Source organism: Streptomyces sp. NPDC046335 (assembly GCF_055587985.1).
This window is the reverse complement of record NZ_JBVJFF010000021.1, coordinates 94,513-119,600: the sequence shown is the minus strand read 5'-3', so window position 1 is coordinate 119,600 and position 25,088 is coordinate 94,513. Positions and strand designations below refer to the sequence as shown.

The window sequence follows — 25,088 nt, the reverse complement described above, 5'->3', positions numbered from 1 at the left end:
CACGATCCACGGCCGCGACTGACGTTTCCCCACGACCCGACCAACGAGCAGACAAGCCGACGGTCACTTGATCAACAACTTCTGTTAGGACCTCTAAGGCGGAGAACGCCGCCGTCCGCAAGGTCGCCACCGGCGACGCGGTCGTCGATCTGTCGGCCGTCCGGCCCAAGCGCGCCCGCATTCGGCCCGAAGGATGAGTCGCACCCGGGTCCGCGCCGAGGACCTGTTCTGCGCGCGATGCCGCCGGGCGGTGCGGCTGGGGGCAAACCACTGGCCCGAGGGCTACCTCTGCGGGCGCTGCTTTGGCCACGCACTGGAGACCTACGGGACCTGCGCTGGCTGCGGCGTCGACCGGCTTACCCCGGGCCTCGCAGCGGACGGCGAGAAGCTCTGCACCGACTGCGCCGGTGGCCTCGGTGACTTCACCTGCGAACGGTGCGGCCAGGAAGCACGGCGCTACCGTCGCGGAGTCTGCGGCCGATGCGTCTTGGCCGAGCGTCTCCACAGTCTCCTCGACGATGGCACCGGCAGCATCCCGGCCCGAGCTCCTTCCACTGTTCGACACGCTCCGACAGATGAGCCGCCCCTGGGGCGGGCTGACCTGGGCCGGCCTGCCTCATATCCAGCGGAATCTGCAGGCCCTTGGCCCGCGGCCAAGTCCCGCTCACCCACGAGGGGCTCAGCCAACTCACGCCCTGGCGATCGGTCGCCTACCTGCGCGACCTCCTCATGCAAAGCGGCGTCCTGCCGCCGGCCGACCGGCACTTGCTGCTGTTCCAGCGGTGGCTCGCCGAGAAACTGTCGACCGTCAGCGATCCCGAGCACCGTAAGCTCCTGGAGCTCTTCGCCGCCTGGCACATAGAACGCCGACTCCGTACCCTGGCCGACCGGGGCCCGCTCACGGGCAGCCAGACCAAGCAGGCCCGCAACGAGGTCCACCTTGCGATCGCCTTCCTCGACCACCTCGCTCAGCGTGGACGGGCCCTCGCCGACTGCACCCAGGCCGATGCCGACACCTGGTACGCGGGCGGCTACACCGCCCGACGTCTCACCCACACCTTTATCCGCTGGGCCATGCGGTCCAATCACATGCCCACTGTCACCATCCCGCACCGCTCGACAGACAATCCCGCGCCGATCACCCAGCACCAGCGGCTCGCGCTACTGCGACAGCTCGTCAACCGCGACGACGTCCCGCTCCAGGACCGCGTGGCCGCCACTCTGGTCCTTCTCTACGCACAGCCGCTGACGCGGATCACCAGGCTCAGCACCGACGACATCCAACACGAGAACGGCAATGTCCTGGTCCGGCTCGGCGACCCGCCGTCGCCCGTTCCCGCTCCGTTCGACGGAATGCTGCTGGACTACCTGGGGCAACGGCCAAACACCAAGACCGCGACCAACCCCGATGCCCGATGGCTCTTCCCCGGCCGCCGGGCCGGACAACCCATGACCCCGGAAGCAATGGCACCCAGGCTCCGCCATCTCGGCTTCCCGACCCGGCCAGGACGAACAGCGGCGATCCGCCAACTCGTCCTCCCAGCCCCGGCCCCAGTGATCGCCCGGATGCTCGGCTACAACGACGACCACACCACCCGGATCGCCGAAGAGGCCGGAGGAACCTGGCACCACTACGCCCCCGGCGACCACACGCGGTGACGACCTGGGACCTGGCCTACGAATCCTCGCGTCCTGCGGCGGTCAAGGCGTCAGCGGGCCAGCAAGAGCGGCCGCTCCCGCCGCGCGGTCTCCGGACCACGAGATCGACGCATCGTCAGCGGGCAGCCGGCCCCAGAGCATGAGCAGCAGCCTCTCCGCCGTTCCGGAGATTTCGGCCACCGGGTCGCCCGGACCGTAAGTCCAGGACTGGCCGGTGTCCGTGGCCCGCAGTCGGAGCGCATGGCGCGGTAGTTCAGCCCGTCCGAGCTTGACCTGACGCGGCGCCATCGTGTCGAAGACCTCCGCTACGCCGTCTGCCGCGAACTCCGGGCTGAAAGGGAGAGCCTCTCCCAGGGCGTTCTGCGCGTCCCAGCGATGGATCAGCATCTCCTGAGCGCGCCGCCGCTGCCAAAAGCCTACGGTGTGTGGCGGGTAGAAGGTCCACGCCTCGATGGCCGGGTCCGTGTCCAGCACGGCCAGCAACTCGTCTGCCGAAGCGTTGAACCAACCCCGCACTTCGGCGTCCACGCGCGGTGCGGGCGGCGCCTCGTAGTCGCTGCGCTTGTCGGTGACCGCCGCGGCGGCCCAGCGGTTGCCTTGGCCCATGTGCTCGGCCAGGTCACGCAGCGTCCAGTCCCCGCAATACGGCACGGGCAAACTCAGGTCGTGCTCAAGGCAGGCGCTGAATGCAGCGGACTCCTGGCGCAGCAGCTGGAGGTAGGGAAGCGAAGCCATGAGCTGACACTACCCAGCCTCAACCCGTGGTCCCGCGCCCACCCCATCGATGCCCCTCGCCCTCAGATCACCAGCGGAGGGCCTTAGCCATTGAGCCCTGAACGGTCACACACAGTGACGACGAGCTCCGCTCACGCAGAGGAATACGCGACAGCCGATTACGCGAGGTCGCCAGTGAGTCGCCGCCGCCGCTGTAGGTGAACGCGACCTTCGCCTCGTTCGGGAAGTCGAGGCTCTGCCGGGTCGCCCCGTCCCCGCCGAGCTTGTCGAGGGCGGGGCAGCCGTTCTGTGGGGGCCCCGCGAGTGCGGTGGACTGTTGCACTGGGCGGCCTGCAGGGCTGAGTTGAACAGGTACTCCAGCCGTGTCGTGCACGTTGCGGATGTCGTTGTGGACGCAGGCACGACTGGGGAGAGAGCACGTGCAAGCGTTCAAAGACCGTATGCCTTCGGGCGATTGCTACTGGACTGTGCTGGATCAGCAGATGCAGGTGATGCCCGCTGCCGACGGGTTCCTGCGGTACGTACGGTTCAGCAAGGACCGAGCCGAGTCGACGACGGAGGCGTACGCGAGGTCCATCGTCCTGTTCCTGCGCTGGTGCGCCCTGCTGGGCCTGGACTGGCGCGCGGCCGCGGGACATCTGGGGGCGTTCATGCTGTGGCTTCGCCACGCTCCTGCCTCCGCGACGGCGGGCTGGGTCTCGCCTGGTCCGGGTGCCAAACCGGTCCGTGGACCGCGCCGCATCAACCGCATCCTGATCGCGGTCCGTGGCCTGCTGGTGTTCGCCGCAGGCGCCGGCGACGTCCCGTCCTCCGTGGTCTCGCAGATCTACGAGATCGCCGACACTCGTGACCTGCCGCCCGAGGCCGCCGGCTCCGACAGCGGACTGCACTACCGGCTGCGCGCCCGCCACCGGGTCAAGGAACCGCAGTCCAACGTGGACCGCGCGTCCGACGAGGAGGCGGTCGGCATGCTGCGGGCCTGCTGCTCGGCCCGCGATCTGTTCCTGATCATCGTCATGGCCCGGGCCGGTCTGCGGCGAAGCCAGACCGTGGGGCTGCACCGCGAGGACCTTCACTTCCTCGTCGACTCCAGCGCTCTGGGCTGCGACTTCCCAGGCCCACACTTGCACATCGTGCGTCGCCGGAACATCAATGGCGCCTGGTCGAAGTCCCGGGACTCCCATGTCGTTCCCGTCGACCGTCTTGTCGTCCAGGCCCACGACCAGTACGTCTTCGAGCGCAGAGCCCTGATCGGCGATGATCTGAGCGACTTCGTCTTCGTGAATCTCTTCCGGGAACCGATCGGTTCCCCGATGCGGCCGGACGCGATCAACGATATGACCACCGCCCTGTCGAAGCGGGCCAGGCTCAGCCGTGTGATCAAACCGCATATGTTGCGGCACTGTTTTGGCAGCAACGTGGCTGATGCCGGTGGCGAGTTGGATGTGATCCAGGCTCTGCTCGGTCACCGCTCCCCCTATTCGGCGAAGCCGTATCTCCACCCCAGCCGGCAGCGGCTGCGCGATGCCGTCGAGCGTGTCGGCAGCCCGCGGCTCACGACAGAGGCCACGCGATGACCCTGGCCGCGTTGCACTCGGCGCCCCCAGAGTCGGACGACCCGGCAGCGTTCCTCTGGCGGTTGGTTCCGAGCGAATTCCTTGCCGAGATCGGCTGGGACGCTCAGCTTCAGGTGCTGGCGATGCAGATGGACCATCCGCTGCTGGGCTGGACTCCTTGCAAGACGGCGGACTGCGGCTCGCCGACCCGAGCCCGCACCAGCCTGTGTCAGTCCTGCGAGCATTCGTTGGCCGCGAGCGGACAGGACCAGGACGCCTTCCTCGCCGCCCACCGCAGGAACCGCCGCTTCGGCGTCGATCGTTGCGCAGTCGGGTGTCCCCGCCCTTGGACGTCCAGCCGTGTTCCGCTCTGCGAGGCTCACCTGCACCAGCAGCGGTTCATCCACAAGGTGTCCGTCGAGGAGTTCCTCGCCAGGCCCACGGTCGCTCCGCTGCCCGGGTTCGGACAATGCAAGGTCCTCGCCTGCGACCGCTTCCGGTACGGCAGACAGCACGGATTCTGCAAGGCCCATCGCGCCCGCTGGCGCCAGGACCTGCGAGCCGACTCCAGCCTGGATGAAGAGACCTGGTGCCGCCTGCAGTCCCCGGTCCCCGTGCTCAACAACGTCACCTTGCGGGGCCTGTCTCCGCTGGCCAGCGCCCAGATCGTCCACGGCGTCTATGAACGCTGTCGTCAGGGCCTCAAGACCCCTCTCAACGAGCTGAGACCTCTGGTCAACGAGCTCCGGAGACAGCAGTCGGCCTCCGTCGACGACCTCAACACCGAGCGGGGACAACGGGCCCGCTGCCTGCTCGAGTCCTTCCAACGAGTCCACCGCCGGGCGATGTCCTCGCCGGCCAGTGAGTTCCTCAAGGACACTTGGGACCTGCACGTGTTCGGCCACTCGGGATGGCTCCGCTTCGGACAGATCACCCAGCCATGGCTTCGGCAGGCCGTCAAGCGCTGGGCCATCGACGATCTGCCCCACCGTCGCGGCAGCGTCGGCGCCACCGTCCAGTGCCACATCGCCTACATGGCCAAGCTCTCCGAAAGCCTGCGCCTGCAGAATGCCGCGCAGGGCCTGGACATCGTCACACTCGGCCGCGACGACATCGTGCAGTTCACCAACCGGCTCGCCTACCTGGAATCCCGCAACGACCTCACTGCCCGCCTGCGGCGAGAGACCTGCCGCCATGTCCGGCGCATGCTCACCCGCATGCGGGTCCTCGGGCTGACCCGAGCGGGAGAACCTCTGGAAGGGCTGGCACCCGACTTCGCCCTGCGGGAAGAAGACATCCCCCGCGAAGCCGAGCGCGGCGACGAACCCGGCCGAGCCCTGCCCCTGGAAGTCGTACGCATTCTCTGCGACGCCCTCCCGCTCCTGGACTCGATGGCGTCGCGCGACTTCCGCGTCGCCATTGAACTCCTCATCGACACCGGTCGCCGTCCCGACGAGATCTGCCAGCTCGCCTGGGACTGCCTCCGCCAGGACAAGGAGGGAGGGTGGGTACTGATCTACGACAACATCAAGGAACAGCGGCTGGATCGCGAGCTGCCCATCACCGCAGCAACCGCCAAAATCATCCAGGAACAGCAGCAGGCCGCCCGCAGGCGCTTCCCGAACACCGACTCCCAGCAGCTGAAGCTGCTGGGCCGCACCCAGCGCAACCACTTCGGCCTTCACGGCCTCAGCGATAGCACCCTCACGCACAAGCACCGCGACTGGGTCGAGAGCCTGTCCCCGCTGATCATGTCCACCGGCCGTGAATTCCCCAAGCAGGACGTCATCCCCTACTCGCACCGCCATACCTATGCCCAACGGCATGCGGACGCCGGCGTCCCCGTCGATGTCCTGAGCGAGCTCATGGACCACGACTCTCTCCGAGTCACACAGACCTACTACCGAGTCGGCGAAGCCCGGCGCAGAGCCGCCGTCGACCAGGTGGCCCATCACCAGCTGGACCGTCACGGAGCCCCAGTATGGCGAGAAGTCGAGACCTTGATCGACGGGCAGCGCGCCCGATACGCGCGCCAGGCGATCAGCCAGGTCGCCGTTCCCTTCGGAAGCTGCGAGGAGCCGAGCAACGTTCAGGCGGGCGGCGGCGCCTGTCCCTTCCGGTGGCAGTGCGGAGGATGCGATCACTTCCGCACGGACGCGTCCTATCTGCCAGAGCTCAGGGCATACCTGGATGAACTCCGCCGCACCAAGGAACGCGTGCTCGCTGCTACCGGGCTGGACGATTGGGCGCGCGAGAAGGCCCTGCCGTCCGAGGAGGAAATCGCTCGCGTCAAGCACTTGATCGCCCGCGTCGAGGAGGACCTCGACCGGCTCGCCGACACTGAGAGGCACGAGCTGGAGGAGGCCATCACCTTGGTGCGCCGCAGCCGCCGGGTTGTGTCCCTGGGCATGCCTCACGTCCGGCAACCTTCCCCCAACCTCCGGCTGGAGCGACCGTGACCGCGCAGACCGCCGGAATCGTGCAGGCCCGACGCACCGACACCGCCCGCCGCCGAGAACGCGTACTCAAGGCCCTGGACGCCGCGATGCAGGCCCGGGACGAGATCAGCGTCTCCGGCATCGCCCGACGGGCGGGTGTCGACCGCACCTTCCTCTACCGGCACCGTGACCTTCTCGGCATGATCCAGACACAGGCGGCAGAGCCGCCTCCCCTTGCCTCGGAGACGGTCAGCCGACCGTCGCTCATGGCAGACCTCGCCAACGCACAAGACCGAAACACGCGCTTGGTAGAGGAGAACCGCCTTCTACGCGGACGACTGTCCGTAGCCCTCGGCGAGGAGATCTGGCGCGAGGCGGGCCTGGGTGGCACCACCACCAATGTCGATCAACTGCAGCGACACGTCACCGACCTAGAGCAGGAGGCGGTCGAACTACGCCGAAAACTAGAAGAATGCCAAGAAGAACTAGACGCCGCGCGAGCCGTGAATCGCGAGTACATGGCACGGCTCAATCATCCGCCGAAACTGTAGGGCCTTCCTGGTCCGCGCTCTCATCATCAGTGCCCGAGCTTGGCCAGGGAGGTCTTGAGAGTCTTCAGCTCCTTCGCGGCAGTAACCTTCGGCGTGCTCAGGAGGTGATCGGTCAGTTCAGATGCCTTCGCGAGGCAGTTTTGATCATCTGTCTCGATCACCCAGCGGTCCTCATCGAAGCTCGGGTAAAAGTGCTCGTCACTCCCGGTGTCGATCAGCGCGAAGGGTCCGATCGTCTGCTTCTGGCCGCCATCGTGCTCGAGGACCACGTCTGCGATTCCGTACCAGGGTGTGCCGAGTGTTGTCTCAGGACCGGCCGTTAGGGTCAGGCGGTCGAGTTCGTTCGTCCCGACCTCGAAGCTGATGTCCTTCTCGACCTTGTACGGCGTCTCAGGAAGGGGGAACGGGATGGGGAAGTCGTAGTTGGCGCTGATGGCAAGCTCTCCACCAGTCGTGCCGCATGTATCGAGTTTCCCCATTTCTCGGAACTTGAGGGTCGCTTTGGTGATGAGAGACGGTCCATTCGCCCGATTCTCGAAGGTGATGTCGATGTGTGGCCCGCGGAGTCCCTTTACCTTCTCAGGGCCAGTATGGCCGTCGTCTGAAGTGCCTGCGAGGTCGTCCTTGATGTAGGCGCTCGTGCGGGCAACCTTGAGATTGGGCAACCGCTTCGCTTCCGAGGTGACGACGTCGGTCTGCTCTCGAGTGCTGTCCGCCGAGTCGGCGCTGGGGAAGAAAGCCATCACGCCCAGCACGGTAGCCACGACCAAACCCGCTGCTGTGAGAATTACACCTGGCGTCCGCCATGACCAGTTCGGGTCACGCGGAACGGGCGGAGTCGGGTTGGGACTTGAGGGTGGCGTTGGCGTACTCGGCGGATGCGCCCCGGGGGAGACCGGTGTCGTCGAGGGAGCTGCGGACGGAGCGGCCGGGGGTGTCCCAACTGGATCCGGATGTGGACTACTCGCCGACACGCTGGATCCCGCCGACGTTGGTGGTGTCGAGCTCGGGTTCCCAGATCCGCCGCTGCTGTTGCCCGATGCGCTGGCCACTCTCGTCCCCCTGGTTTCCATCGCTCGTGGGAGCTGTAGCAACGAACGATTATGCATGAGTCGGGACGGCTTCCAGAACCTCGTAGGAACACAAGACGCTTTGCGGACAAGGCGGTTTGGGCCAAACGGACTTGGCAGCTGTCTTCCTGGAAGGGAGGTTCGAGTGCTGCGGCGGCGGATGTGAGCGGCATGGCGGCGCGATCGACTGCGGGGGCGCGAGCCAGTGAGCGATGCGCTCAGGACCGACGCCATCTCGGTCGGCGGGAACCCTTCCGGGTGACATCACTTGCACCACACGTGTTGCAGTCTCTACCGTGAGATCAACTACCTTCTGAGCTGCGAAAATGACGGCGATCCAGGCCAGTCGCGCGCAGAACCCCCACAGAACAGCCGATCACCGTGACGTCGTCGTTGTGCTGAGTGCCCTCGGCCTGGCGTACATAGCCCTGGCCCAGGTCCTTCTCGGTCAGGAGCCGCTTGCTCAGTGCGGTCGAGGACAGCGGCTTGGCGTCGGCGGCGTCGTGTCCACCGCGGGGCGAAGAGGGGGCCGTCGGTGCGGTGCCGGAGGGGTCGGCGGAGCAGGCGGTCAGAGCGAGTGCAGTCAGGGCGAGGGCGGCCGTGGTGTGGTGACGCAAGTGAACCCCTTGGTGTGGAGCGGACGTTTGACTGGGGCCGACACGCGATCCGCTGCCGGCGGGAGGGGTTACGGGTGGTCAGTGGCCCAGGTGGCGCAGGCCGTCGTCCAGAGTGGGGTGAAAGTGGTCCACAGGACCGGAGTTGCGGTTGTACCAGGCCGGGTCCAGACGCGGCTCGGCAGTGTTGTGGCCGGCGCGGCAGCGCAGCCAGATCGTGTCGTCGCGCATGCTGAAGACGATCCAGTCCCGGTACGCGCCGCACTGCGGGCACTCACGCACCTCGCCATCGACGACGAGCGGCTGCTCCCAGCGCATCATCAGTCCCTCGACTTCGTGGCGTGAGGGCACGCGAAGGTCCGACGGCAGGAAGTCGGGCACCTCCTCGATGCCCGTGCCGTCCTGCGCGGTCGGCGTCGGCTCGGCAGCCGGGCTGACGAAGTCGGGCGCTGCCCAGGTCGCCTGTGCCTCCAGCAGAGCCTGGCCGGCGAGCTGGGCGTCACGGAACTCGCGGTCAGCACGTCGTCGAAACATCTGTCCCCCTCTTCGTCGTTGATCGGCACACGGAGAGTGCCCCAGGCCGCTGACCTGCTGCAACTTGCGGATTCAGTAATCACCTTGCCCTCCTGGGCCGGGCGTTGTCCCTGGGGGAGGGCCGCTTCGGCCGCCCGGCGCGCTGCGGCGTGGTGGTGCCCGGCTCAGGCACGGCGGAGGCATCGGCGGGCAGATCGGCCAGGCGACGCAGCCGCCAGACCAGGACGTCGCTCACTGACTCGGCGGTGTCGAGTTCGCGGCGTGCGACGGCCTCGGCGAGCAGGGTGGCGGGTTCGTGGCCGGCGGCCTCGACGTCGGCGAGGGTGGCGGCGAGCGCGTGCCAGCCGGGCTCGGCGAGGATCTGCTCAGCCAGCTCCGGAACCGCCTGCCGCAGGTGGGCCACCTGGCGGCGTTGCAGCGGTTGGGAGAGGCGGCGGCCACGGTGGCGCAGCACGGCCATCGGATGCTGGGCGGCGGACTGGTAGGCCGCGCGCAGGTGTTCGGCGGCCTCGCGGGCGGCAGCGGCCTGCTGGGCGTGGTTCTTGCGGCCGTGCCAGTGGGCTGCGGCGATGACCAGGAAGGCGACCATGTCGATCACCATGGCGGTGGTGGCGCCGTCCTCTCCGCGCCCCAGTGCGGGGCCCCCGTAGATGAGGTCGCGGGCGGCTTGGCGTAGGGCACGGTCGTGGCCCCGCTCGGCGCGCACGTGGGAACGGGAGGCCCGCTCGAATGCCCAGGCAGCGTCACGTAGTTCACGGCGGGTATGGGCGGCCGAGGTCTTGGCGAGCGCGTCGAGGACCTCACCGGCGGCGGCAATCTGCGCGGCGATCTGCCCGTCGGTGCCCTGGTCGAGGACCACCATGGCCTGCCAGATCGCCGTCGTTGCCCGGCGCCGTGCGGACGACGGGCTGATGCGCGCCGATCCGGAGGTGCGGTCAGTGGCGGTATCGCGGCTGTGGCCGGCGGCGCTGGTGGACCAGCGCTCGCGGATGCGGGGCAAGGAGAGGTCGGGGGCGAGTTTCGAGCCGGGATAGAACACCGGCTCGCCGTCCTTGTTGTGGTCGTCGGGCAGCGCGACCGTGTAGCCGAGCAGATCACCGGAGGGCGCGACGCGCTGGCGGACCAGGAGGCCGGCGGCGGACAGGCGGCCGAAGAACTCCGCTTCACTTGCGGCGCCGGCGACCGCGCGGCGCACAGTCTCGCGCAGTTCCTCACGCGCGGTCCGCTCTCGGCCTCGGCGTTCGGCCTTGTGGCGTTCGGCGCTGGTAGGGCGTTTGGCAGCGGTGCCATCTCCCTTGTTGAGGCGACGCAGCCCCAACTCGACCTCCAGCTTGCGGGCTTCGGCCTGAACGCGGGCAGCGTCGAAGTCGAGGTCGGGCTTGTAGCCGTCCTCGCGCACGAGGGTGGCAACGATATGGATGTGATCGTCAGCGTGGCGGACGGCCGCCCAGCGGCAGCCCGATTCTTCCTCCGGGTCGTCGATGCCGGCGGCAGCGACCATACGGCGTGCGATATCGCCCCATTCCTCATCCGTCAGGATGCGGTCATCGGCGCCGTTGCGCACGGACAGGTGCCACACGTGCTTCTTCGGCTGCTCGGCCTTGTCGACGTTCTCGACGGGCTGGTCGAGCAGGTGCTGGAGCTGCTTGAGAGTGGCGTTCGGGTCGCGGCCGGGATCAGGAGCACTGTCGTCCCAGGAGGCCACCAGATGCGGATCGATGTGCTCCTCGAATTGGCCCGGCCCGTACAGGTAGTACAGGAGGCCGATGGTGCGCTTCCCGCGCTTCTGGATCCTGGGGATCATGCCGGTCTCGTTCTCAGTTCTGCTGGAGGAGCAGGTCGGTGGCGTCCTGGACGCGCTGGACTGCCCGCTGGGTGGCGGTGAGGACGGCGTCGAGTTCGGCCGGCCAGGCACCGGAGTTGATGGCGCGGGCAACTTGGTTGAGGTTGTTGCCGACCTGGTGGAGATGGCGGCGGGCGGCGAACAGCTCGGAGACTGTCTCTCGGCGTCCGGCTATGGCCGCGGCGGTGTTGTCGAGATCGTGCGCGGCAGCGAGACCACTGCGGGCGAGGAAGGCGGGCAGGCTCGTGCGGGCAGCGGTCGCGGCAGCGGAGAGCACAGTCTTCTCGCTGCCATTGAGGCGGACGTAGATGACATGAACGCGCTTATCGGCGCCGGTCTTCGGCGAGCGCTTGCGCGTGTTCTTCTTCGGAGCGCGGCGCTTGCGGCGCGGTGACTGCTTCCCCGGCTGCGATCCGCCCTCGGTCGCTGCCTCCCGGACCTGCGCCCCCTGGTGCTGGTCCGGGCCCGCCACCCCCGGGGCGGGCTTTGCCGAGGCCGTCTTCCCCGACAGGGAAGACGGTCTTGGCGGATAACTTGCTCCCCACAAGGGCGAGTTGGTGGCCTGTTCGCTGCGGGTGTGGGGCTGGGGTTCGTGCGAGTGCGTCATCGGGTGTGGTTCCTCGTGGTGCGGGTGTGGTGCTGGATCTGGGCGGCGAGATCGACCAGGGCCGCGGACCCGTCCAGGACGCGGACGGGCGCCTCGGGCGCGCTCTGCACGAGCCACTGCCCGTTCGGGGCCAGGACTGCGACGTGCAGGAGGCGGCGGCGGACCAGAACCTCGGCCCAGGCGCTCGCTTCGGCTGCGGTCGGGACCGATGTACGGGAGCTGCGGGAGCGGATGGCGGGCCTTTCAGGGTGAGGGGCGGTGCCCTGGCACCAGGCCGGTCCACCGCAGCGGTTAGCGGGTTTGACCTGCGGTTATGGCATCGGTCATCCGCATATCGGGCAGCGCTCGAAGTGCCGGCCGAGAGCTTTGGCCATGCGGGACTTCACAGCGAGAGCGTTCGTCGCGCTCGTCTTGGCCGCCGTGGTGCCCGCGCTGCGCCGGGAGTGGTTGCGCAGGTACGTGATGTCCCGCTCGTAGCCGCTCTTGATGCGCTCGAAGCGCGCGCAGGTCCTCATCGGGCTCTCCTCGTATCGCGGGGCAGGTGGGCAAGTGCCGGGTCCGCGTACAGGGCAGCCTGCAGGTCGCTGAACAGCTCGTTGCTGACTTTGATGTTGGCGTTGCGCAGGTGCGGTCGGATGGCCCGGCGGGTCATCCGGCCTTCTGCGAGGGCGGCTTTGCGCGCGACCGCGACCTTCGCTTCCCACGGGACTTCGTCCTCGTCCACGGGCTTGGTCCGAGGGCCCGGCGCCAGGGCGTCGTGGCTCGTGGTCCGTGCCCCCTGCGATCCGCCCGAGGAGCCGCCCTCGCTTGGGTCCGCCGGTTGGTCCGCAGCCGGAGCGTCGTGGTCCGGGTCGTGGTCCGGTGCCGGGTTGGTCTGCTGGTCCGGAGCCGTGGTGTCGTGGTCCGCGGGGGTGGAGTCGGCCGGTTGGTCCGTGGTCCGCGCGGCGTCGTCGGTGGTCTGCGGGTGCTCGCGGTCCGGCATCTGGTCCGCCGGGGCGCCCTGGTCCGCGCTCGCCGGACCGGCTGCCTCGGCCGGCCCGTGCTCGTGGTCCACCCGCGCGTGGTCCGCCGGACCGTGTGCGCTGGGTGCCGCTTGACCTGCGCCGTTGCTGGTCCGCTCCTTGTTGTCGGCCTGCTGCGGACCAGCGCTGCTCTGCTGGTCCGCCGGGTGGTCTGCTGGCTGGTCCGCGGCAGGAGCGTCGTGGTCCGGGTCGTGGTCCGGTGCCGGGTTGGTCTGCTGGTCCGGAGCCGTGGTGTCGTGGTCCGCGGGGGTGGAGTCGGCCGGTTGGTCCGTGGTCCGCGCGGCGTCGTCGGTGGTCTGCGGGTGCTCGCGGTCCGGCATCTGGTCCGCCGGGGCGCCCTGGTCCACGCTCGCCGGACCGGCTGCCTCGGCCGGTCCGTGCTCGTGGTCCGCGGGGCGCTTCTCCTCGAGCCGGACCGCCGTGGGGTCCGCCGGGTGGTAGCGGGTGATGAGGATGTACAGGTGGACCGCCCCGGCCAGGGCGAGTGGGGCGAGGGTGGAGAGGATCGCGACGACGGTGTCGCTCAGGCGCAGTCCGGAGTGGGTGGTCTGCTGGTTGAGGCGGACCGCGTGCAGGGCGTTGGCCCAGATGCTCGCTGCGGTTGCGGTGCCGAAGAGCACCCAGACGTAGAGGCGGGCACGCAGCGGGGCCTCGGAGAGGACCAGCAGGGCGCGCACTCCGTAGGCGATAAAGCCGTCGACCACGAGCGGGAAGAGGTAGGTGAGGAGTCCGCGGACGTGGATGGCGACGGCCATCTGCTGCAGGGCGTCGTAGCTCAGAGCGCATCCGGCCAGGCCCAGGACCACGATGGCGAGGCGGTCCCAGAACCCGACGGGCGCGACGGCCGGGTGTGCAGCGGTGGGGTGGGTCATGCGGCCTTTCCGAGCGAGGCGATCAGGGCGTGAGTCTGCAGCCGACGGGGGCCGTCCGATGTGGTGCTCTCGTCGTCCTTCGGGCGCTCGCCGCCGGCGTCGTCCGCTTCGTCGAGGCCCCAGTAACGGTCCCGGTCTTCAATGACGTGGGCGGCCTCGCGCATGAGGTCGCGAATCCAGTCCAGGTCGGCACTCAGCAGGTAGGCCACACGCTCCGGGCTCCAGCCGCGCACGTAGGCGTGGTGAATGACGGTGCTGCGCTCTGCGGTGCTCAAGTGGACGTCCCGGCCCTGGAAGGCGGCGCGTACGCGGTCGTAGTCCAGGCGCTTGCTCAGGTTGGCCAGCCAGGGCTGGCGCTCCTTGTCGGTCAGGCCGCCCCAGATGCCGTAGCGGATTTGGTTGTCGATCGCGTAGTTGAAGCAGTCCTTCTTCGCCGGGCAGGTGGCACAGGTCCGCTTCGCCTCGGCGACGGCCTGGTGGTCCCGGGGCGTGTGGAAGAACAGCTCGTCGGCGCGGGCCGGGTCCATGCCGTGGCATGCACCCCTGGCGTGCCAGCTGTGGTCGGCGATTCCCCGCAGGTCCGGTGCGGGGGAGTCGTTCGTGGTCTTATAGCGCAAGGAAGTCTCCGAGGTCGCCTCGCGGTAAGGCGGGCAGGGCGGCACCGCGGTGCGGCGGTGTGCGGCGAGGCGGGACAGGGTGCGGCGGACAGGCCGCACCGCGGGTTCGGTGGTGCAGGTCGGGTCAGCGGCGCTGGAAGCGGCGGTCAGGGCCGGTGAACTCGACGGCGGTGCACATGCCGGACAGGCGGGAGAGGACCCGGTCGCCGAGCTTGTCGCGCAGTACCGCCTGGCGTGCGGGCATCCGGTCGGTGCGCACGGGCGGCATGTTGCTGGTGAAGATCGTCGGCAGCCGGTTCTGGCAGCGCCAGTTGACCAGCCGGAAGGTGATCTCCTCGGTCCACTCGCTCGGCTTGGCCGCGCCGAGGTCGTCGAGCAGCAGCACCGGGATTCGCATGATCCGCCGCAGCATGTGCTCGGGGTCCACGCCGGCGCGCGGACGCAGCTCGGCGTACAGGTCGGCGGCGGTGGTGGCGTGCCAGTGCACCCCGCATCCGGCGGCGGTCAGGGCGCGGATCGCGCCGAACGCCTGGTGTGTCTTGCCGGCGCCGGTGGAGCCCCACAGCAGCAGGCTCGGTCCGTGCGTGATCTGCCTGCGCCCGGCGGTGCCGTAGTGCGGATTGACGCCCTTGGCGTTCGGCGCCACGGCGTTGTCGGCGATGGCCTGCACCCATGCGGCGACGTCCGGGTGCTCGGGCACGGCGGCGCGGTAGTCGACCGGGATGCGGGCCTGGGCGGCTTCCAGGGCCGGGATTGGCTCGAGGGTGTCCGGCAGGGGGCGGTCCAGGTCCAGGCCGCGCTCGGCGAGTTTGGCCTCCAGGCGCTCACGCAGCCGCTCGGAGATCGCGGGCCGCGGGTCGGCGTAGCGGGCGCGGGTCACAGGTGGCCTCCAAACGTCGTCGGCTCGGCGGTGGGATTGAGATACGGCGTGTACGAGCTGCCGGTGCTGGCCCAGGGCCCCGCGCCGGAGGCGGACGGCAGCGCGGCGGACGACTGGGGCATCGCGTTGACGACCTCGTTCACCAGGCTCGGCAGGACGCTGGGGTTGAGCCCCTTGGTCCGCAGCTTGTCGAGCGCGGCGCGGATGGCGTCGGTCTCGAACCGCTCGTCGAGTAGGACGTTGATCTTCCGGCCCAGATGGCCGAGGAAGTCCTCCGGTGGGCGCCGGTTGCAGCCCCGGACGTACTCGGCCACCAGCTGCTTGGCCGAGATTTTCGCCGAGGAGGCGTCAGTCGCGGGCGCCTCGCGCCCCGTAAGGGAAGATCCAGGATCCAAGATCCTAGATCCAGACGCCGAGGGCTCGTCGAGGCTTCGGCGAGGAGTCTCCGAGCCCTCGGCGATTCCCCTCTGACCTGCGGAAACACCGGGCGGAGGCAGACAGGGGCCAGCCGGGCTGTGCGGGTCAGTCGAGGCGGGTTGCGCCCCGGCCGCTGGGGGCCCGGACAGGGGCGCCGCATCGGTAGCAGTGGCCTCAGACGGTCGAGCGAGGGCTCCGCGAGCCTTCGTCGAGCTCTCGGCGAGGGCTGCGCGAGGTGTCGCCGAAGTGACCTGGGCACTGGGCTGCGTGGTGCCGTCGGGGCACTGGGCGGCACCGCATCCACCGCACTTGTGGCCAGCCTGGTGTTGCGGGCACCGGGGCAGTCGAGAGGCGGAGGGGCGGTCGATCTTCTGGTGCCGCTCCCACGTGACGATGTGCAGCCAGCCGCGTCCGTCGCAGCCGGTGTACCGGCAGATCAGCCCGGCGGCAGCCAGCTCCTCCAGGTCCTGCGCAACGTGCGTGGCGGTGTGCTCCGGGCGCAAGGCCCACAGCCGTCCGGCGATGATGGCGGGGTGGTCGCGGTGCCGACCGGAGTCATCGGCCTGGGTCAGCAGCCCGATGAAGGTCAGCATCGCGGTGACCGAACACTCCGCCAGCGACTCGGACTCGAACATCTCAGGCTTAACGGTGCGGATGCGCGCCATCAGTTCACCTCCGCCCTGTCGAGGGGGAACACGGAGGTGTGGGCCTCGGATGTGTCCGGGAGGTGGGGATTTGGGCTGCCGCGCCGACCGGGGAGTTCGGCCTTTTGCGCAGGGCAGTCGGCATGCAAGACTCTCTCCTGTGTAGTAGCCGCGCCCGGGGCGCCCTGTGGTAAGGACCCGGTTGCGGTTTTGGTAGGTGATCTCACGCCCTTGCCGGGGCGTTCAGGTCAGGTACCGGTCGGCGTCTGAGGGAGACCATCTCTCAGACGCCGACGGCTTTTTGTGCCCATTCCACGTGAGTGCTGGATGTGTTCCTCATGCTTTCCTCCTCTCGGGTTGTGGCCGCTGAGCCGTGCGGCGGGGACCAGGAACATATGCAGACGCGGCCGTCAAGTCCAGACTTCACTTAAGAGTTCGAGACAAGTGCGCTGGTCCTAGGCGCGACCGGTCTTCGTTGCTGGGTGGATGGCTCTCCTTCGTGTGCGGCATGCGGCTGTGAGGGCCCGTCCGGAACGGTCGAAGACCTGATGCGCCTGTGGCGCAGCCCCTGACCTGGAGGCGAACACTAAAGTGTTCGGGCTTGATCGAAGGTTCGCTGAAGTGTCGATCCCCTGTCAACACTTAAATGTTCCGCAGGGGCGAGTGGAAGTCGGCCTGTGTACTGAAGTACCCTGCGTGGAGCCGTTCAGATGAGAGGAGGACACGCATGCCGAAACACAGCAGCGACGGCGGCAGCTCTCCGGGCAGCCGGCAGGGAGAGTTCGCACGCCGGCTCACTCGTCTGTTCGAGACGAAGACGAACCCTGATACGGGTGCGGCTTACACCAACCTCGAATTGTCTCGCATTGTCGGTCTCTCACCTAGCACGATCGCGCAGCTCAAGCAGGGAACGAAGGACAACCCGACGAAGAACACCATTGAGGCGCTCGCTGGGCACTTCGGGGTGGAGCCGGGCTACTTCTTCGATGAGATGAGTCCGGAGCATGAGGATCGAGTCATTGCCGGACTCAAGCTGTTGGATGCCGCGGAGAACGCTGGCGTTCAGACGCTGGCGACTCGAATGCTGGCGGATCGTGCCGATGGTCTGTCTGCGGCCAGCTTGGAAATGATCGCGTCGGTCATCGAGACGGCCCGCAAGGCCGAGGGGCTCGACGGCCGTTCCAAGGACTGACCGACTGCAAACGCGAGGCGCGGTGCTTCCACGGACATGGAGGTCTGGCCCCTGGCAGCGAGGGCTGATCATGCTCCTCGTGGCGTCGGCCGGCGTCCCCGGTGCCTCGCTTTGCCGCGCGGGCCCGGCTGGTGCCGGGCCGGGATGCAACTCCTCAGATGGTGCAGGTCATCGGCTTGCCGCCATTGAAGGCCACCATGTCCTTGACGGCGGGCCTCACGGGCAGGTGGTGGCCCAGGGGTAGTCCGCCCAGTTCGGCGTAGGCGCGGTGTAGGTTCCCGACAAGGCGCTCCGGCTCAGGCCAGTGACTGAAGGAGCCAAGGTCCGCGCGCAGCGCGGTTTCCAGCGGTTCCCACCCTGCGGTCGCTCCATCGCGTGCGAGCTGCTGCACCCAGCGCAGGTACTCCGCGTTCTCATCGATGACCTGAGCGTCGGCGATCGGCCCGTGCCCGCTGATGATGCGGTCTGCACCGAGCGCCTTGAGTTTGCCCAGAACCTCCAGAGAGCCGCGCACGGAACCCATGAAGACGAACGGCGTGACACCTGAGAACGTCAGGTCGCCTGTGTAGAGGATGCCGCGCTCAGGGAGCCACACCACGATGTCGCCAGTGGTGTGGGCCGGGCCGAAGTGCAGCAGCTCGGCCTGCTGGCCCCCCGTGTGCAGGGTCGTGCGATCGGTGAAGGTGAGCGTCGGGGGAGTGAGGGTGATCTGTCCCCAGTTCGCCTCCGGCCAGATGGTCGGCAGGTCTACGCCATCACGCAGTACAGCTTCACGAGTGTGCTCGTGCGCGATGACCGTAGCTCCGGGGAACGCGCTCGCGCCGAAGTGATGGTCTCCATGGTGATGGGTGATCACCAGGCGGGCGATCGGACGCTGAGTGCGCTCCCTGATCCTTGCCAGGAGCTGCCGGGCGCTGGCTGGCGTCGCGGTGCAGTCGATGAGAGTTACCGAGTCCTCTCCGATAAGGACACCGGCATTGCTGACACACCACCCGCCCTGGGGTTGCAAGTACGCATACGCCGAGCCGAAGTCAAGCGGCGTCAAATACGGCTGTTCACGGCGAGGTTGAGGGATGCGGAGGTGTGCTGCTGAAGTCTTCATGAGTGGATCGGTGCATCCTGCATCGGTATGACCGTCATGAGCCGACATGACGGTAGGTCATCTACCTTCATCGTCAACAGAGTTACCTCGAATTCCCGTGTCCCTTGCCGCGGGAGATATAGCTTGCGAGTCGATGCCGCGTCAGGATGGGACAGAGTGGGCAAGTGGGGAGCGTTCCAGAGACCCCTTGCGAGAGGGTCGGCGCAGACGCGCTTGATCAGCGCCTGCATCCCGAGGTCGCCGACCCAGTGTTCTGCATGAAGGCGGAGCTGGGCAATCATGGGGATGGCCCAGTCTTGCTCCCAGCGAATCAGCTGTGTCCGGGCTTCGGGGTAAGTCAGCGCCCACTCCATAACGTTGGTGCCGTGAAGCATCCATGGGTAGTCGCCAAGGGCGGCGGAGTTGTACGCCAGGAGGTCCCACCGGTAGTCGCACAGGTATGTCGGCCAGCGCTGGGCCTGGATAAAGGCGCGCATAGATGCCGGCAGCTCATCACCCACCCGGGGTGCGCGGGCGGGCTGGGCATCAGGGGTCTTCCGGTCGTGAACGAGCTGCCAGATGGTGTCCCACTCGACGTCGTTCAGCTTCAAGAGGCGACGCACCGCACGCAAGAACGTGGGCGAGTAGTTCAGCGGCTTGCCCAGCTCCAGATTGCGGTACCACTTCGTGGATACCCCCAGCAGGTGGCTTACGTCATCTTGAGTCAAGCCCGGCTTATGGCGCGGGCCCAACACCGCTGCGAAACCAGGGATATCGCGCGGATCAATGCGACTGCGCGCCTGGCGCAAAACGCGCGTAATGGTCTGCTGTTGGGTGGAACGGGACGTTCTGTTAGTACTCGGGTTCGGCGACTCTTGAGGCATGGATCACATTTTCTTGCTATCCCCCGATGTTCTGTAGACGAGGGAACAGGCTAGCAGTGGCCTGTGGCCCCTAAATGGTGCGGGCCGCGCCGGGCGGAGAGCCGCTGCGGACCATGATCCAGAGGTCTTATACGCTGTACAGGGAAGTGGCAGTTCCCCCCGCCCGAAATGTTCTAATGACCAAAACTTTCACGGCGCCTACAGTCTGAACCCGTCGGGCCCTCCGGCGGTGATCCGAACTGAGAAAGGCCATGTAGATGTCGCGCACGATCCTGGTCACCGGTGGAAACCGCGGCATTGGTTTGGCGATTGCCCGCACGTTTGCCCACGCGGGGGACAAGGTGGCCTTTACGCATCGCACGGGCGAGCCCCCGGCGGAGCTGACGGACCTGGGCTGCCTGCCGGTGCGCTGCGACATGAGGGACGCCGAAGAGGTGGAACTCGCGTTCAAGACGGTGGAGGAGGCGTACGGACCAGTTGAGGTCCTGGTCGCCAACGCGGGGGTCACTCAGGATCAGCTGCTGATGCGGATGTCCGAGGAGGACTTCACCTCCGTCATCGACACCAACCTCACCGGCACCTTCCGGGTGGTCAAGCGTGCTCACCGCGGGATGCTGCGGGCCCGTAAGGGACGCATCGTCCTCATCTCGTCAGCGGTGGCCCTCTACGGGGCGGCGGGTCAAGCGAACTACGCCGCCTCCAAAGCGGGTCTGGTCGGCTTTGCCCGATCCCTCGCCCGCGAACTGGGCCGCTGGAACGTCACCGTCAACGTTGTCGCCCCAGGGCTGACCTGCACCGAGATGGCAGGGGCCTTGAGTCAGGAAAAGCGGGACGAGCTTGTGCGCGGTGTCCCCCTGGGACGCATGGCCGAGCCGACAGAAATCGCCGGTGCCGTGCAGTTCCTGGCCAGCGACGACGCTTCTTACATCACCGGCGCGGTTGTTCCCGTGGACGGCGGCGCCGCCATGGGGCACTGACCGACCGCCCCATCCCCCACCGCTCCCACATCTCGGGCGCGAGCAGGAGGCCATCGCGGTCCCCTCGGGCAGGAGGCCGGCCCGTGATGCTTCCGCGTACGTAAGGACCCCCCATGTTTGTTCGGCGTGTCCGCAGGCGTGAGCAAGCCTGGCGCATGCGGACTGAGGTCCCCGAGCGCGAGCAGCGCATCCGGGACATCTGCGAGACCCAGCTTCAAGGCGTCCGTGTCTCCCGGCCCTTGGACATCGATCAGCTGTGCGCCAGCCTGGCCGTCAAGCGAGGCCGGCCGCTCATCCTCCATGAGCTGCCCGACCTGGGAGGAGCCGACGCTCCGTGTGGGCTGTGGGCGGCCTTCCCCAACGAGGACCACATCTGGCATGCCAAGGCCGTCAGCCAGCGCCAACGCACCCAGGTCATCAAGCACGAGATCGGTCACGTGCTCCTGGACCACCGGAGCAATCAGGTGGACGCCCTGCTGGCTGCCCTGCCACCAGAAATCGCTCCTGAGAGAGTCCAGAGGATCTTCGGGCGAACCAGTTACGCGGATGAGCGAGAGCACGACGCCGAGCTTGCCGCTTCCGTCCTCGACGAGGTCATCGACAACATGCCCGCCGACACGTCCAGCTCGTGGCACAGCCTGGTCGCGCGAGCCGATGACGCGCTCAAATATCCACGGGAGAACCGTCGTTGATGACGCACCAGCTTCTCGTAGCAATCCTGCTGTGGGCGGTGGCCTTGTGGCGGCTGCCCTCCCTCAGCCACTCCCGTAAGCAGCGTGCTCTCGAAGTCGCCTTCGTGAGTCTGGCCGCCGCGATGACGTTCGAGGTGGCGCCCGTCGAGCGATGGATCGACGCGCTGACCGGCGCCCCCAGCACTGCCTACCTGCTGAAGCACCTTCTCGGTGTCGTTTCGGCAGCGGCTGTCCTCGACTTCGTCACGGCAGTGGTCCGCCCCCAGGGCCTCCTGCCACGCCCCCGCTGGGCAGTCCGGGCTGCGGCCCTTTTCCTCCTGACCGTCACCTTCCTGCTCGCGCCGCATGACCGCCGTGCCCCCGAAGGCTTCCTCGTCGACCAGCGCAACTCCAACTGGGCCTTGCTGCACCTGGGCGTCTTCACGCTCTACATCGGCATCGCGATGGCCGTAGCGGCCTGGCTATTCATCCAGGCCGCACGCCATACCCCTGACCGGTGGGTCCGCGCTGGCCACGGCCTGCTAGGTGTCGGCTGCGCCATCGGCCTTCTGTACGCACTACAGCGCACTGCCTACCTCTGGAGCATGGCCAGCGGTCAGCCGACGGCAGCCCAGGCACACAGCGCCGCCCACACCTCCACCGTCCTGAAGGTGGCGGCCATCATCACCATCACTGTCGGCAGCTGCCTGCCGCCCCTCTCCCCGGTGGTGAAAACGACAAGCCAGCGCCGGGCGCTGGCCGCCCTCGACCCCCTCTGGCGCGGTCTTACCGCCGCAGTCCCGTCCGTCGTTTTGGAGACTGAGATCGCCGAGGGGCGCTGGGGCCTGCGCCTGAACCGCTGCCTCATTGAGATCGCCGACGCCTCACTCGCCCTGCGCGAGTACGTGCCGGCTGACATGCAAGCCAGAGCAGAGGCAATGGCGGCGAGCACTGGAGCCAAAGGCGAGCGCCAGGCCGCCATCGCTGAAGCCGGCTGGCTCAGAGCAGCCGCCGAAATCGCCGCGGTGTCCCGCCCATGTGCAGGAGATCACCCGGAACTCGGCGGGGTTGGAAAGGACCCCGACGCGGAACTCCGTTGGCTGCGCCGAGTCAGCGCCGCCTACGACCGATCTTCGGCCGTGGCCGCCTTCGCAACGGCTGAAGCCGCCCGAGCGGGCACACAGGAAGACTTGGAGCCATCAGCACCATGAGCACCACGGAAATCTTCGGCACCGGCAACCGTGAACAGGCGCTTGCCCGGACGATCAGCGACCGCCTGCACCCGAAAACGTGGATAGTTGTGGTGTGCCTGCTGGTCGGGTGGCACACCAGCGGGTGGGCCGGAACGGCATGGAGCCTCATCGGAGTGCTCTTTGCCGCCGTCATCCCGATCCTCTTCATCGACCACGGCATCAAGAAGGGACGATGGAGCGACCGCAACGTCGGCGCCAAGCGAGCCCGCCTCCTGGTCATGGCGGTCATCTTGACATCCGTCCTGACCTGCTTCGCCCTCATGGCAGGTCTTGGGGCGCCCCGCATCCTCATCGCGCTCATCGCGAGCATGATGGTCACGCTGGCAGCGCTTGCACTCATCACGCTCGCCTGGAAGATCTCCGTGCACCAAGCCGTCTCCGCGGGCGCCGTCGCCATGCTTGCCCAGACCTACGGCCCCTGGGCCCTCCTCGGCTACTTGCTCGTGGCTCTCGTCGGATGGTCGCGGATCGAGCTGAGGGACCACACGCCTGCCCAGGTGGTCGCCGGCACGGTCCTCGGATCCGCAGTCGCAGCGGCAACATTCGCGTCCCTGGGGTAATACAACCCCGAGCGTCGACCGAGGCGCCGGATGCGATCAAGGCATCGCCCTGTGGAGGGCAAGCTGGGGTGAGAGGACGTACCGCAGCTTGCCCCCCAGCGCTCCGGCGCCCTGGCAGGTGAGGCTGTAGTCCTCGTCATGATCAGGTTCTGGGCGGTCGATGCGCAGCACGTTCCCCACGACCGGGTCGGCCGTGTCCTCCAAGTCGTGGCCGAGCTGCGCAAACGGGCTTCCCAGCGCAACGGGATCTCGGACGGGCGCTCTGCAGTCTTGCAGCGGACCAGCTCGTCAATGTCCTGACGATGCACGTCGGCGACCTGGACACTCCGCTCGCGGGCCACGATGTCTAGGGCGGTGACTAGAACTGCAGCACCGTCTTCGAGCTGCCCCGCATTGGGGTCAGGCTCGTGAGCGGAGTGCTGGTCTGCCCAGAGCGGACCGAGCAAGGCGCGGGTTCTATCCCAGGCCGCAGAGGCCGCCGGCACTCGGTCCCCGTTTCAGCGGAGGCTGCAGTTGAGGCAGGAGGTCTCTCTAACATCCTCCTTTTCATTCCTGGATGAGCCCTGGAGGCGCGTAGTGACGTACCTCGTCCCCTTCTAAATAGGCCGTCTCGCCGGTGGCGAGGGCCTGCAATCCAACCAGGACCCGTAACCGTCCTGGCGTCGGAAGCTCGTCGACGACCCGCATGGTGGGCAGCACAAGTACATCAGCCCGTGGATCGCGGTAGATGAGCTGTCCGACGTCCTCGCGGGTCATCGGCTCCGTCGCCAGTACGTGCGTGATGACCTTCCTGCGACGTGCCTGTACCCAGGCCAGGGCGACGCGCCGTAGAAGGGGGAGCCCGCCCGGGGTGCCGCGAAGAACGTCCTGGGCGGCCTGCTGCGGGGTCTGGCCGTCGGGCACGGAACCAGCGGGGATCATGAGGCCGCCGAGAAGGTCGACGACGATCAGCGCGTCCGCGCCTACCGGGACGAGTACGGACACTCCGATGATCGGAGGCCGCCAGTCCTCGTACGAGGCGGTCTTACGTGCGGGGAGGAGTGCGGGAGCTGTGATCGTCGGCATCAGTCATCGCCTGCCACAGCAGTAACGATCTCTTCGAGGTGCTGCGGTTGGCTTGTGCTCGGGATAGGGGCGACGTGGCTGCCGAGGTTGAGGAGCCAGAACAGAGGGGCGAGGACCCCATGTGTGCGGGTCAGGGCTCCGGCGTCGAAGGGCCGGTACGGCACATACGGGATGTCGAGGTCTCGGCAGAGTTCCAGTGCCGGGTCGTAAGGGTCGCTGATGTTGAGGACGTTCTGCACGGCCGCGACGGTGAGTCCCTTGCTCACGGTGCGAATGTCGTCCGGGGTGACCTTCGACAGGCCGATGCGCCCGATCTTGCCCTCGTCGCGAAGGGCCTGCAAAACGGCGATCTGATCGGCGAGGGCTACTTCGGGGTCGATGCGATGGAGGTAGCACAGCTCCAGCCGTTCGACACCAAGGCGGCGCAGGCTGGCTTCGACGCACGCACGGAGGTATGCAGGGTGGCCATGCGGGGCCCACACGTTCGGGGCGGGGCGGAGCATGCCGACCTTCGTGGCGATCAGTACGTGCTCCGGGTAGGGGTACAGCGGCTCGCGGATCAGGTGCTCGACGGTGTGGGGGCCGTAGGCGTCAGCGGTGTCGATGTGCGTGATGCCGTACGTGTGCACAGCCTGGCGGAGCATGCTGAGGGCGGTGGGGCGGTCTTCGGGATCACCCCAGATGCCGGGCCCGCTCAGGCGCATGGTGCCGAACCCGAGCCGCGAGACTGCCTTCCCCGCGATGGTGATGGTGCCGGCGGGCGGTGCGGCGGTCATACGGCGGTCTCCTGCGTGCAGAGGTGAAGTGCCTGTTCGATGGCCTGCGACTGGCTGGCGGGGTCGCTGGTGACGCGGGTGTGCGGGATCGGGTCGTCGGAGAGGAGACCGTGGACGTGGCGATCCACCAGGTGGCGATAGCGCGGGTCGTAAGGGTGGACCTGGTCGACCGGTTCCTGTGGGTCGAGCACGGTGGCCAGGAGAAGGTCGTACTTGGGGAGCTGTGTTGAGGCGAGAAGCCGCAGCCGCTCCCTCTCCAGCCGGTGAAGGTGCTCGCCCCGGAGCTCCATGGCGGCATGGAGGTAGGCGATGGCGTCGAGCGGTGCCCGGTCGGCGAGGATGACTTCGGCTCCCTGCGCGGCGGCCGCGATCTCGTCGGCGATGCCTTGCGTGATGATCCACTCGGTGGACGCCACGGTGTGCTGGTGCATCTTGGGCAGGCCGAGAGCGGCGGCGCGCTTGGCCAGCCGGCCGGTGCGGGCCACGGAGACGCCGTGGCCGCGCAGCTCCATCTCTATCCGCTTGAGCAGCGCGGTCTTGCCGGTGGAGTGGGTTCCGAGCACTCCGATA

At 67.8% G+C, this 25,088-nt stretch carries 26 protein-coding genes; 9 read left to right on the top strand and 17 right to left on the bottom strand.

What is annotated here, in order from left to right:
- Positions 1–642 precede the first annotated feature (642 nt).
- Positions 643–1,659: a hypothetical protein gene (locus tag ACZ6JY_RS37875; protein ID WP_469203657.1), complete on the top strand. Its 1,017-nt coding sequence runs from the start codon at positions 643–645 to the stop codon at positions 1,657–1,659.
- Positions 1,660–1,701: 42 nt separating this feature from the next.
- Here the strand turns inward: ACZ6JY_RS37875 and ACZ6JY_RS37870 are convergent, their stop codons facing one another.
- Complete coding sequence (locus ACZ6JY_RS37870) at positions 1,702–2,394, bottom strand: maleylpyruvate isomerase family mycothiol-dependent enzyme (RefSeq protein WP_469203655.1); 693 nt, start codon at positions 2,392–2,394, stop codon at positions 1,702–1,704.
- Positions 2,395–2,461: 67 nt separating this feature from the next.
- Positions 2,462–2,716: a hypothetical protein gene (locus ACZ6JY_RS37865; RefSeq protein WP_469203653.1), complete on the bottom strand. Its 255-nt coding sequence runs from the start codon at positions 2,714–2,716 to the stop codon at positions 2,462–2,464.
- Between the two features lie 169 nt (positions 2,717–2,885).
- Here ACZ6JY_RS37865 and ACZ6JY_RS37860 point away from each other — a divergent pair, with 169 nt between their 5' ends.
- From ACZ6JY_RS37860 to ACZ6JY_RS37850, 3 genes are read left to right on the top strand one after another with little or no spacing between them, the layout of a single operon-like run.
- Positions 2,886–3,971, top strand: a complete 1,086-nt coding sequence (locus ACZ6JY_RS37860; protein WP_469203651.1) for a tyrosine-type recombinase/integrase — start codon at positions 2,886–2,888, stop codon at positions 3,969–3,971.
- Positions 3,968–6,409 carry a tyrosine-type recombinase/integrase gene (locus ACZ6JY_RS37855; RefSeq protein ID WP_469203649.1) on the top strand — a complete coding sequence of 814 codons (2,442 nt, stop codon included), beginning with the start codon at positions 3,968–3,970 and terminating at the stop codon, positions 6,407–6,409. The genes ACZ6JY_RS37860 and ACZ6JY_RS37855 overlap by 4 nt, the downstream gene beginning before the upstream one ends.
- Positions 6,406–6,939: a hypothetical protein gene (locus tag ACZ6JY_RS37850; protein WP_469203647.1), complete on the top strand. Its 534-nt coding sequence runs from the start codon at positions 6,406–6,408 to the stop codon at positions 6,937–6,939. The genes ACZ6JY_RS37855 and ACZ6JY_RS37850 overlap by 4 nt, the downstream gene beginning before the upstream one ends.
- A gap of 26 nt (positions 6,940–6,965) precedes the next feature.
- On the opposite strand, the gene ACZ6JY_RS37845 is transcribed toward ACZ6JY_RS37850, so the two are convergent.
- The 10 genes from ACZ6JY_RS37845 to ACZ6JY_RS37800 form a co-directional block, all read right to left on the bottom strand.
- Complete coding sequence (locus ACZ6JY_RS37845; protein WP_469203645.1) at positions 6,966–7,685, bottom strand: hypothetical protein; 720 nt, start codon at positions 7,683–7,685, stop codon at positions 6,966–6,968.
- Positions 7,686–8,311: 626 nt separating this feature from the next.
- The gene (locus ACZ6JY_RS37840) at positions 8,312–8,626 is read right to left on the bottom strand and encodes a hypothetical protein (RefSeq protein ID WP_469203643.1); all 315 of its coding nucleotides are present in this window, start codon (positions 8,624–8,626) and stop codon (positions 8,312–8,314) included.
- Positions 8,627–8,704: 78 nt separating this feature from the next.
- Positions 8,705–9,157, bottom strand: coding sequence for a hypothetical protein (locus ACZ6JY_RS37835; protein WP_469203641.1), 453 nt, complete (start codon positions 9,155–9,157; stop codon positions 8,705–8,707).
- Positions 9,158–9,236: 79 nt separating this feature from the next.
- The gene (locus ACZ6JY_RS37830) at positions 9,237–10,961 is read right to left on the bottom strand and encodes a relaxase/mobilization nuclease domain-containing protein (RefSeq protein ID WP_469203639.1); all 1,725 of its coding nucleotides are present in this window, start codon (positions 10,959–10,961) and stop codon (positions 9,237–9,239) included.
- 13 nt (positions 10,962–10,974) lie between these two features.
- Entirely contained in the window at positions 10,975–11,607 is a 633-nt protein-coding gene (gene mobC / locus ACZ6JY_RS37825; RefSeq protein ID WP_469203637.1) for a plasmid mobilization relaxosome protein MobC, read from the bottom strand.
- A 323-nt stretch (positions 11,608–11,930) separates the two neighbouring features.
- Entirely contained in the window at positions 11,931–12,122 is a 192-nt protein-coding gene (locus ACZ6JY_RS37820) for a hypothetical protein (protein ID WP_469203635.1), read from the bottom strand.
- A complete protein-coding gene (locus tag ACZ6JY_RS37815) occupies positions 12,119–13,501 on the bottom strand; it encodes a DUF2637 domain-containing protein (protein WP_469203633.1) in 1,383 nt (460 codons plus the stop codon). The genes ACZ6JY_RS37820 and ACZ6JY_RS37815 overlap by 4 nt, the downstream gene beginning before the upstream one ends.
- Positions 13,498–14,118, bottom strand: coding sequence for a WhiB family transcriptional regulator (locus tag ACZ6JY_RS37810; RefSeq protein ID WP_469203631.1), 621 nt, complete (start codon positions 14,116–14,118; stop codon positions 13,498–13,500). Before ACZ6JY_RS37810 ends, ACZ6JY_RS37815 begins: the two co-directional genes overlap by 4 nt.
- Positions 14,119–14,242: 124 nt before the next feature.
- Positions 14,243–14,998: an ATP-binding protein gene (locus tag ACZ6JY_RS37805; RefSeq protein ID WP_469203629.1), complete on the bottom strand. Its 756-nt coding sequence runs from the start codon at positions 14,996–14,998 to the stop codon at positions 14,243–14,245.
- Positions 14,995–15,393, bottom strand: coding sequence for a hypothetical protein (locus ACZ6JY_RS37800; protein ID WP_469203627.1), 399 nt, complete (start codon positions 15,391–15,393; stop codon positions 14,995–14,997). Before ACZ6JY_RS37800 ends, ACZ6JY_RS37805 begins: the two co-directional genes overlap by 4 nt.
- 1,393 nt (positions 15,394–16,786) lie before the next feature.
- Between ACZ6JY_RS37800 and ACZ6JY_RS37795 the strand changes: the two genes are divergently transcribed.
- Positions 16,787–17,251, top strand: coding sequence for a helix-turn-helix domain-containing protein (locus ACZ6JY_RS37795; RefSeq protein WP_469203625.1), 465 nt, complete (start codon positions 16,787–16,789; stop codon positions 17,249–17,251).
- Positions 17,252–17,405: 154 nt separating this feature from the next.
- Here the strand turns inward: ACZ6JY_RS37795 and ACZ6JY_RS37790 are convergent, their stop codons facing one another.
- Positions 17,406–18,353, bottom strand: a complete 948-nt coding sequence (locus tag ACZ6JY_RS37790; protein WP_469203623.1) for an MBL fold metallo-hydrolase — start codon at positions 18,351–18,353, stop codon at positions 17,406–17,408.
- The gene (locus ACZ6JY_RS37785) at positions 18,350–19,216 is read right to left on the bottom strand and encodes an MmyB family transcriptional regulator (protein WP_469203621.1); all 867 of its coding nucleotides are present in this window, start codon (positions 19,214–19,216) and stop codon (positions 18,350–18,352) included. The genes ACZ6JY_RS37790 and ACZ6JY_RS37785 overlap by 4 nt, the downstream gene beginning before the upstream one ends.
- A 257-nt stretch (positions 19,217–19,473) precedes the next feature.
- Between ACZ6JY_RS37785 and fabG the strand changes: the two genes are divergently transcribed.
- The 4 genes from fabG to ACZ6JY_RS37765 all read left to right on the top strand — a co-directional run bounded on the left by fabG (position 19,474) and on the right by ACZ6JY_RS37765 (position 22,677).
- A complete protein-coding gene (fabG, locus tag ACZ6JY_RS37780) occupies positions 19,474–20,193 on the top strand; it encodes a 3-oxoacyl-ACP reductase FabG (protein WP_469203619.1) in 720 nt (239 codons plus the stop codon).
- 155 nt (positions 20,194–20,348) lie between these two features.
- Positions 20,349–20,885, top strand: a complete 537-nt coding sequence (locus ACZ6JY_RS37775) for a secondary metabolite protein (protein ID WP_469203617.1) — start codon at positions 20,349–20,351, stop codon at positions 20,883–20,885.
- Entirely contained in the window at positions 20,885–22,075 is a 1,191-nt protein-coding gene (locus tag ACZ6JY_RS37770) for an MAB_1171c family putative transporter (RefSeq protein WP_469203615.1), read from the top strand. The genes ACZ6JY_RS37775 and ACZ6JY_RS37770 overlap by 1 nt, the downstream gene beginning before the upstream one ends.
- The gene (locus ACZ6JY_RS37765) at positions 22,072–22,677 is read left to right on the top strand and encodes a hypothetical protein (RefSeq protein WP_469203613.1); all 606 of its coding nucleotides are present in this window, start codon (positions 22,072–22,074) and stop codon (positions 22,675–22,677) included. Before ACZ6JY_RS37770 ends, ACZ6JY_RS37765 begins: the two co-directional genes overlap by 4 nt.
- A 546-nt stretch (positions 22,678–23,223) precedes the next feature.
- On the opposite strand, the gene ACZ6JY_RS37760 is transcribed toward ACZ6JY_RS37765, so the two are convergent.
- Genes ACZ6JY_RS37760 through ACZ6JY_RS37750 form a run of 3 tightly spaced genes read right to left on the bottom strand, consistent with a single transcriptional unit; the run spans position 23,224 to position 25,081 of the window.
- Complete coding sequence (locus ACZ6JY_RS37760) at positions 23,224–23,742, bottom strand: hypothetical protein (RefSeq protein WP_469203611.1); 519 nt, start codon at positions 23,740–23,742, stop codon at positions 23,224–23,226.
- The gene (locus ACZ6JY_RS37755) at positions 23,742–24,518 is read right to left on the bottom strand and encodes an aldo/keto reductase (protein ID WP_469203609.1); all 777 of its coding nucleotides are present in this window, start codon (positions 24,516–24,518) and stop codon (positions 23,742–23,744) included. Before ACZ6JY_RS37755 ends, ACZ6JY_RS37760 begins: the two co-directional genes overlap by 1 nt.
- On the bottom strand, positions 24,515–25,081 hold the full coding sequence (locus ACZ6JY_RS37750; RefSeq protein ID WP_469203607.1) for an AAA family ATPase: 567 nt from the start codon (positions 25,079–25,081) through the stop codon (positions 24,515–24,517). Before ACZ6JY_RS37750 ends, ACZ6JY_RS37755 begins: the two co-directional genes overlap by 4 nt.
- Between the last annotated feature and the right edge of the window lie 7 nt (positions 25,082–25,088).

Coding starts and splice junctions, on each gene's coding strand:
- ACZ6JY_RS37870 (WP_469203655.1), bottom strand. CDS start 2,394: ATGGCTTCGCTTCCCTACCTCCAGCTGCTGCGCCAGGAGTCCGCTGCA.
- ACZ6JY_RS37860 (WP_469203651.1), top strand. CDS start 2,886: ATGCCCGCTGCCGACGGGTTCCTGCGGTACGTACGGTTCAGCAAGGAC.
- ACZ6JY_RS37855 (WP_469203649.1), top strand. CDS start 3,968: ATGACCCTGGCCGCGTTGCACTCGGCGCCCCCAGAGTCGGACGACCCG.
- ACZ6JY_RS37835 (WP_469203641.1), bottom strand. CDS start 9,157: ATGTTTCGACGACGTGCTGACCGCGAGTTCCGTGACGCCCAGCTCGCC.
- ACZ6JY_RS37830 (WP_469203639.1), bottom strand. CDS start 10,961: ATGATCCCCAGGATCCAGAAGCGCGGGAAGCGCACCATCGGCCTCCTG.
- mobC (WP_469203637.1), bottom strand. CDS start 11,607: ATGACGCACTCGCACGAACCCCAGCCCCACACCCGCAGCGAACAGGCC.
- ACZ6JY_RS37820 (WP_469203635.1), bottom strand. CDS start 12,122: ATGAGGACCTGCGCGCGCTTCGAGCGCATCAAGAGCGGCTACGAGCGG.
- ACZ6JY_RS37815 (WP_469203633.1), bottom strand. CDS start 13,501: ATGACCCACCCCACCGCTGCACACCCGGCCGTCGCGCCCGTCGGGTTC.
- ACZ6JY_RS37795 (WP_469203625.1), top strand. CDS start 16,787: ATGCCGAAACACAGCAGCGACGGCGGCAGCTCTCCGGGCAGCCGGCAG.
- ACZ6JY_RS37790 (WP_469203623.1), bottom strand. CDS start 18,353: ATGAAGACTTCAGCAGCACACCTCCGCATCCCTCAACCTCGCCGTGAA.
- ACZ6JY_RS37785 (WP_469203621.1), bottom strand. CDS start 19,216: ATGCCTCAAGAGTCGCCGAACCCGAGTACTAACAGAACGTCCCGTTCC.
- fabG (WP_469203619.1), top strand. CDS start 19,474: ATGTCGCGCACGATCCTGGTCACCGGTGGAAACCGCGGCATTGGTTTG.
- ACZ6JY_RS37775 (WP_469203617.1), top strand. CDS start 20,349: ATGCGGACTGAGGTCCCCGAGCGCGAGCAGCGCATCCGGGACATCTGC.
- ACZ6JY_RS37770 (WP_469203615.1), top strand. CDS start 20,885: ATGACGCACCAGCTTCTCGTAGCAATCCTGCTGTGGGCGGTGGCCTTG.
- ACZ6JY_RS37765 (WP_469203613.1), top strand. CDS start 22,072: ATGAGCACCACGGAAATCTTCGGCACCGGCAACCGTGAACAGGCGCTT.
- ACZ6JY_RS37760 (WP_469203611.1), bottom strand. CDS start 23,742: ATGCCGACGATCACAGCTCCCGCACTCCTCCCCGCACGTAAGACCGCC.
- ACZ6JY_RS37755 (WP_469203609.1), bottom strand. CDS start 24,518: ATGACCGCCGCACCGCCCGCCGGCACCATCACCATCGCGGGGAAGGCA.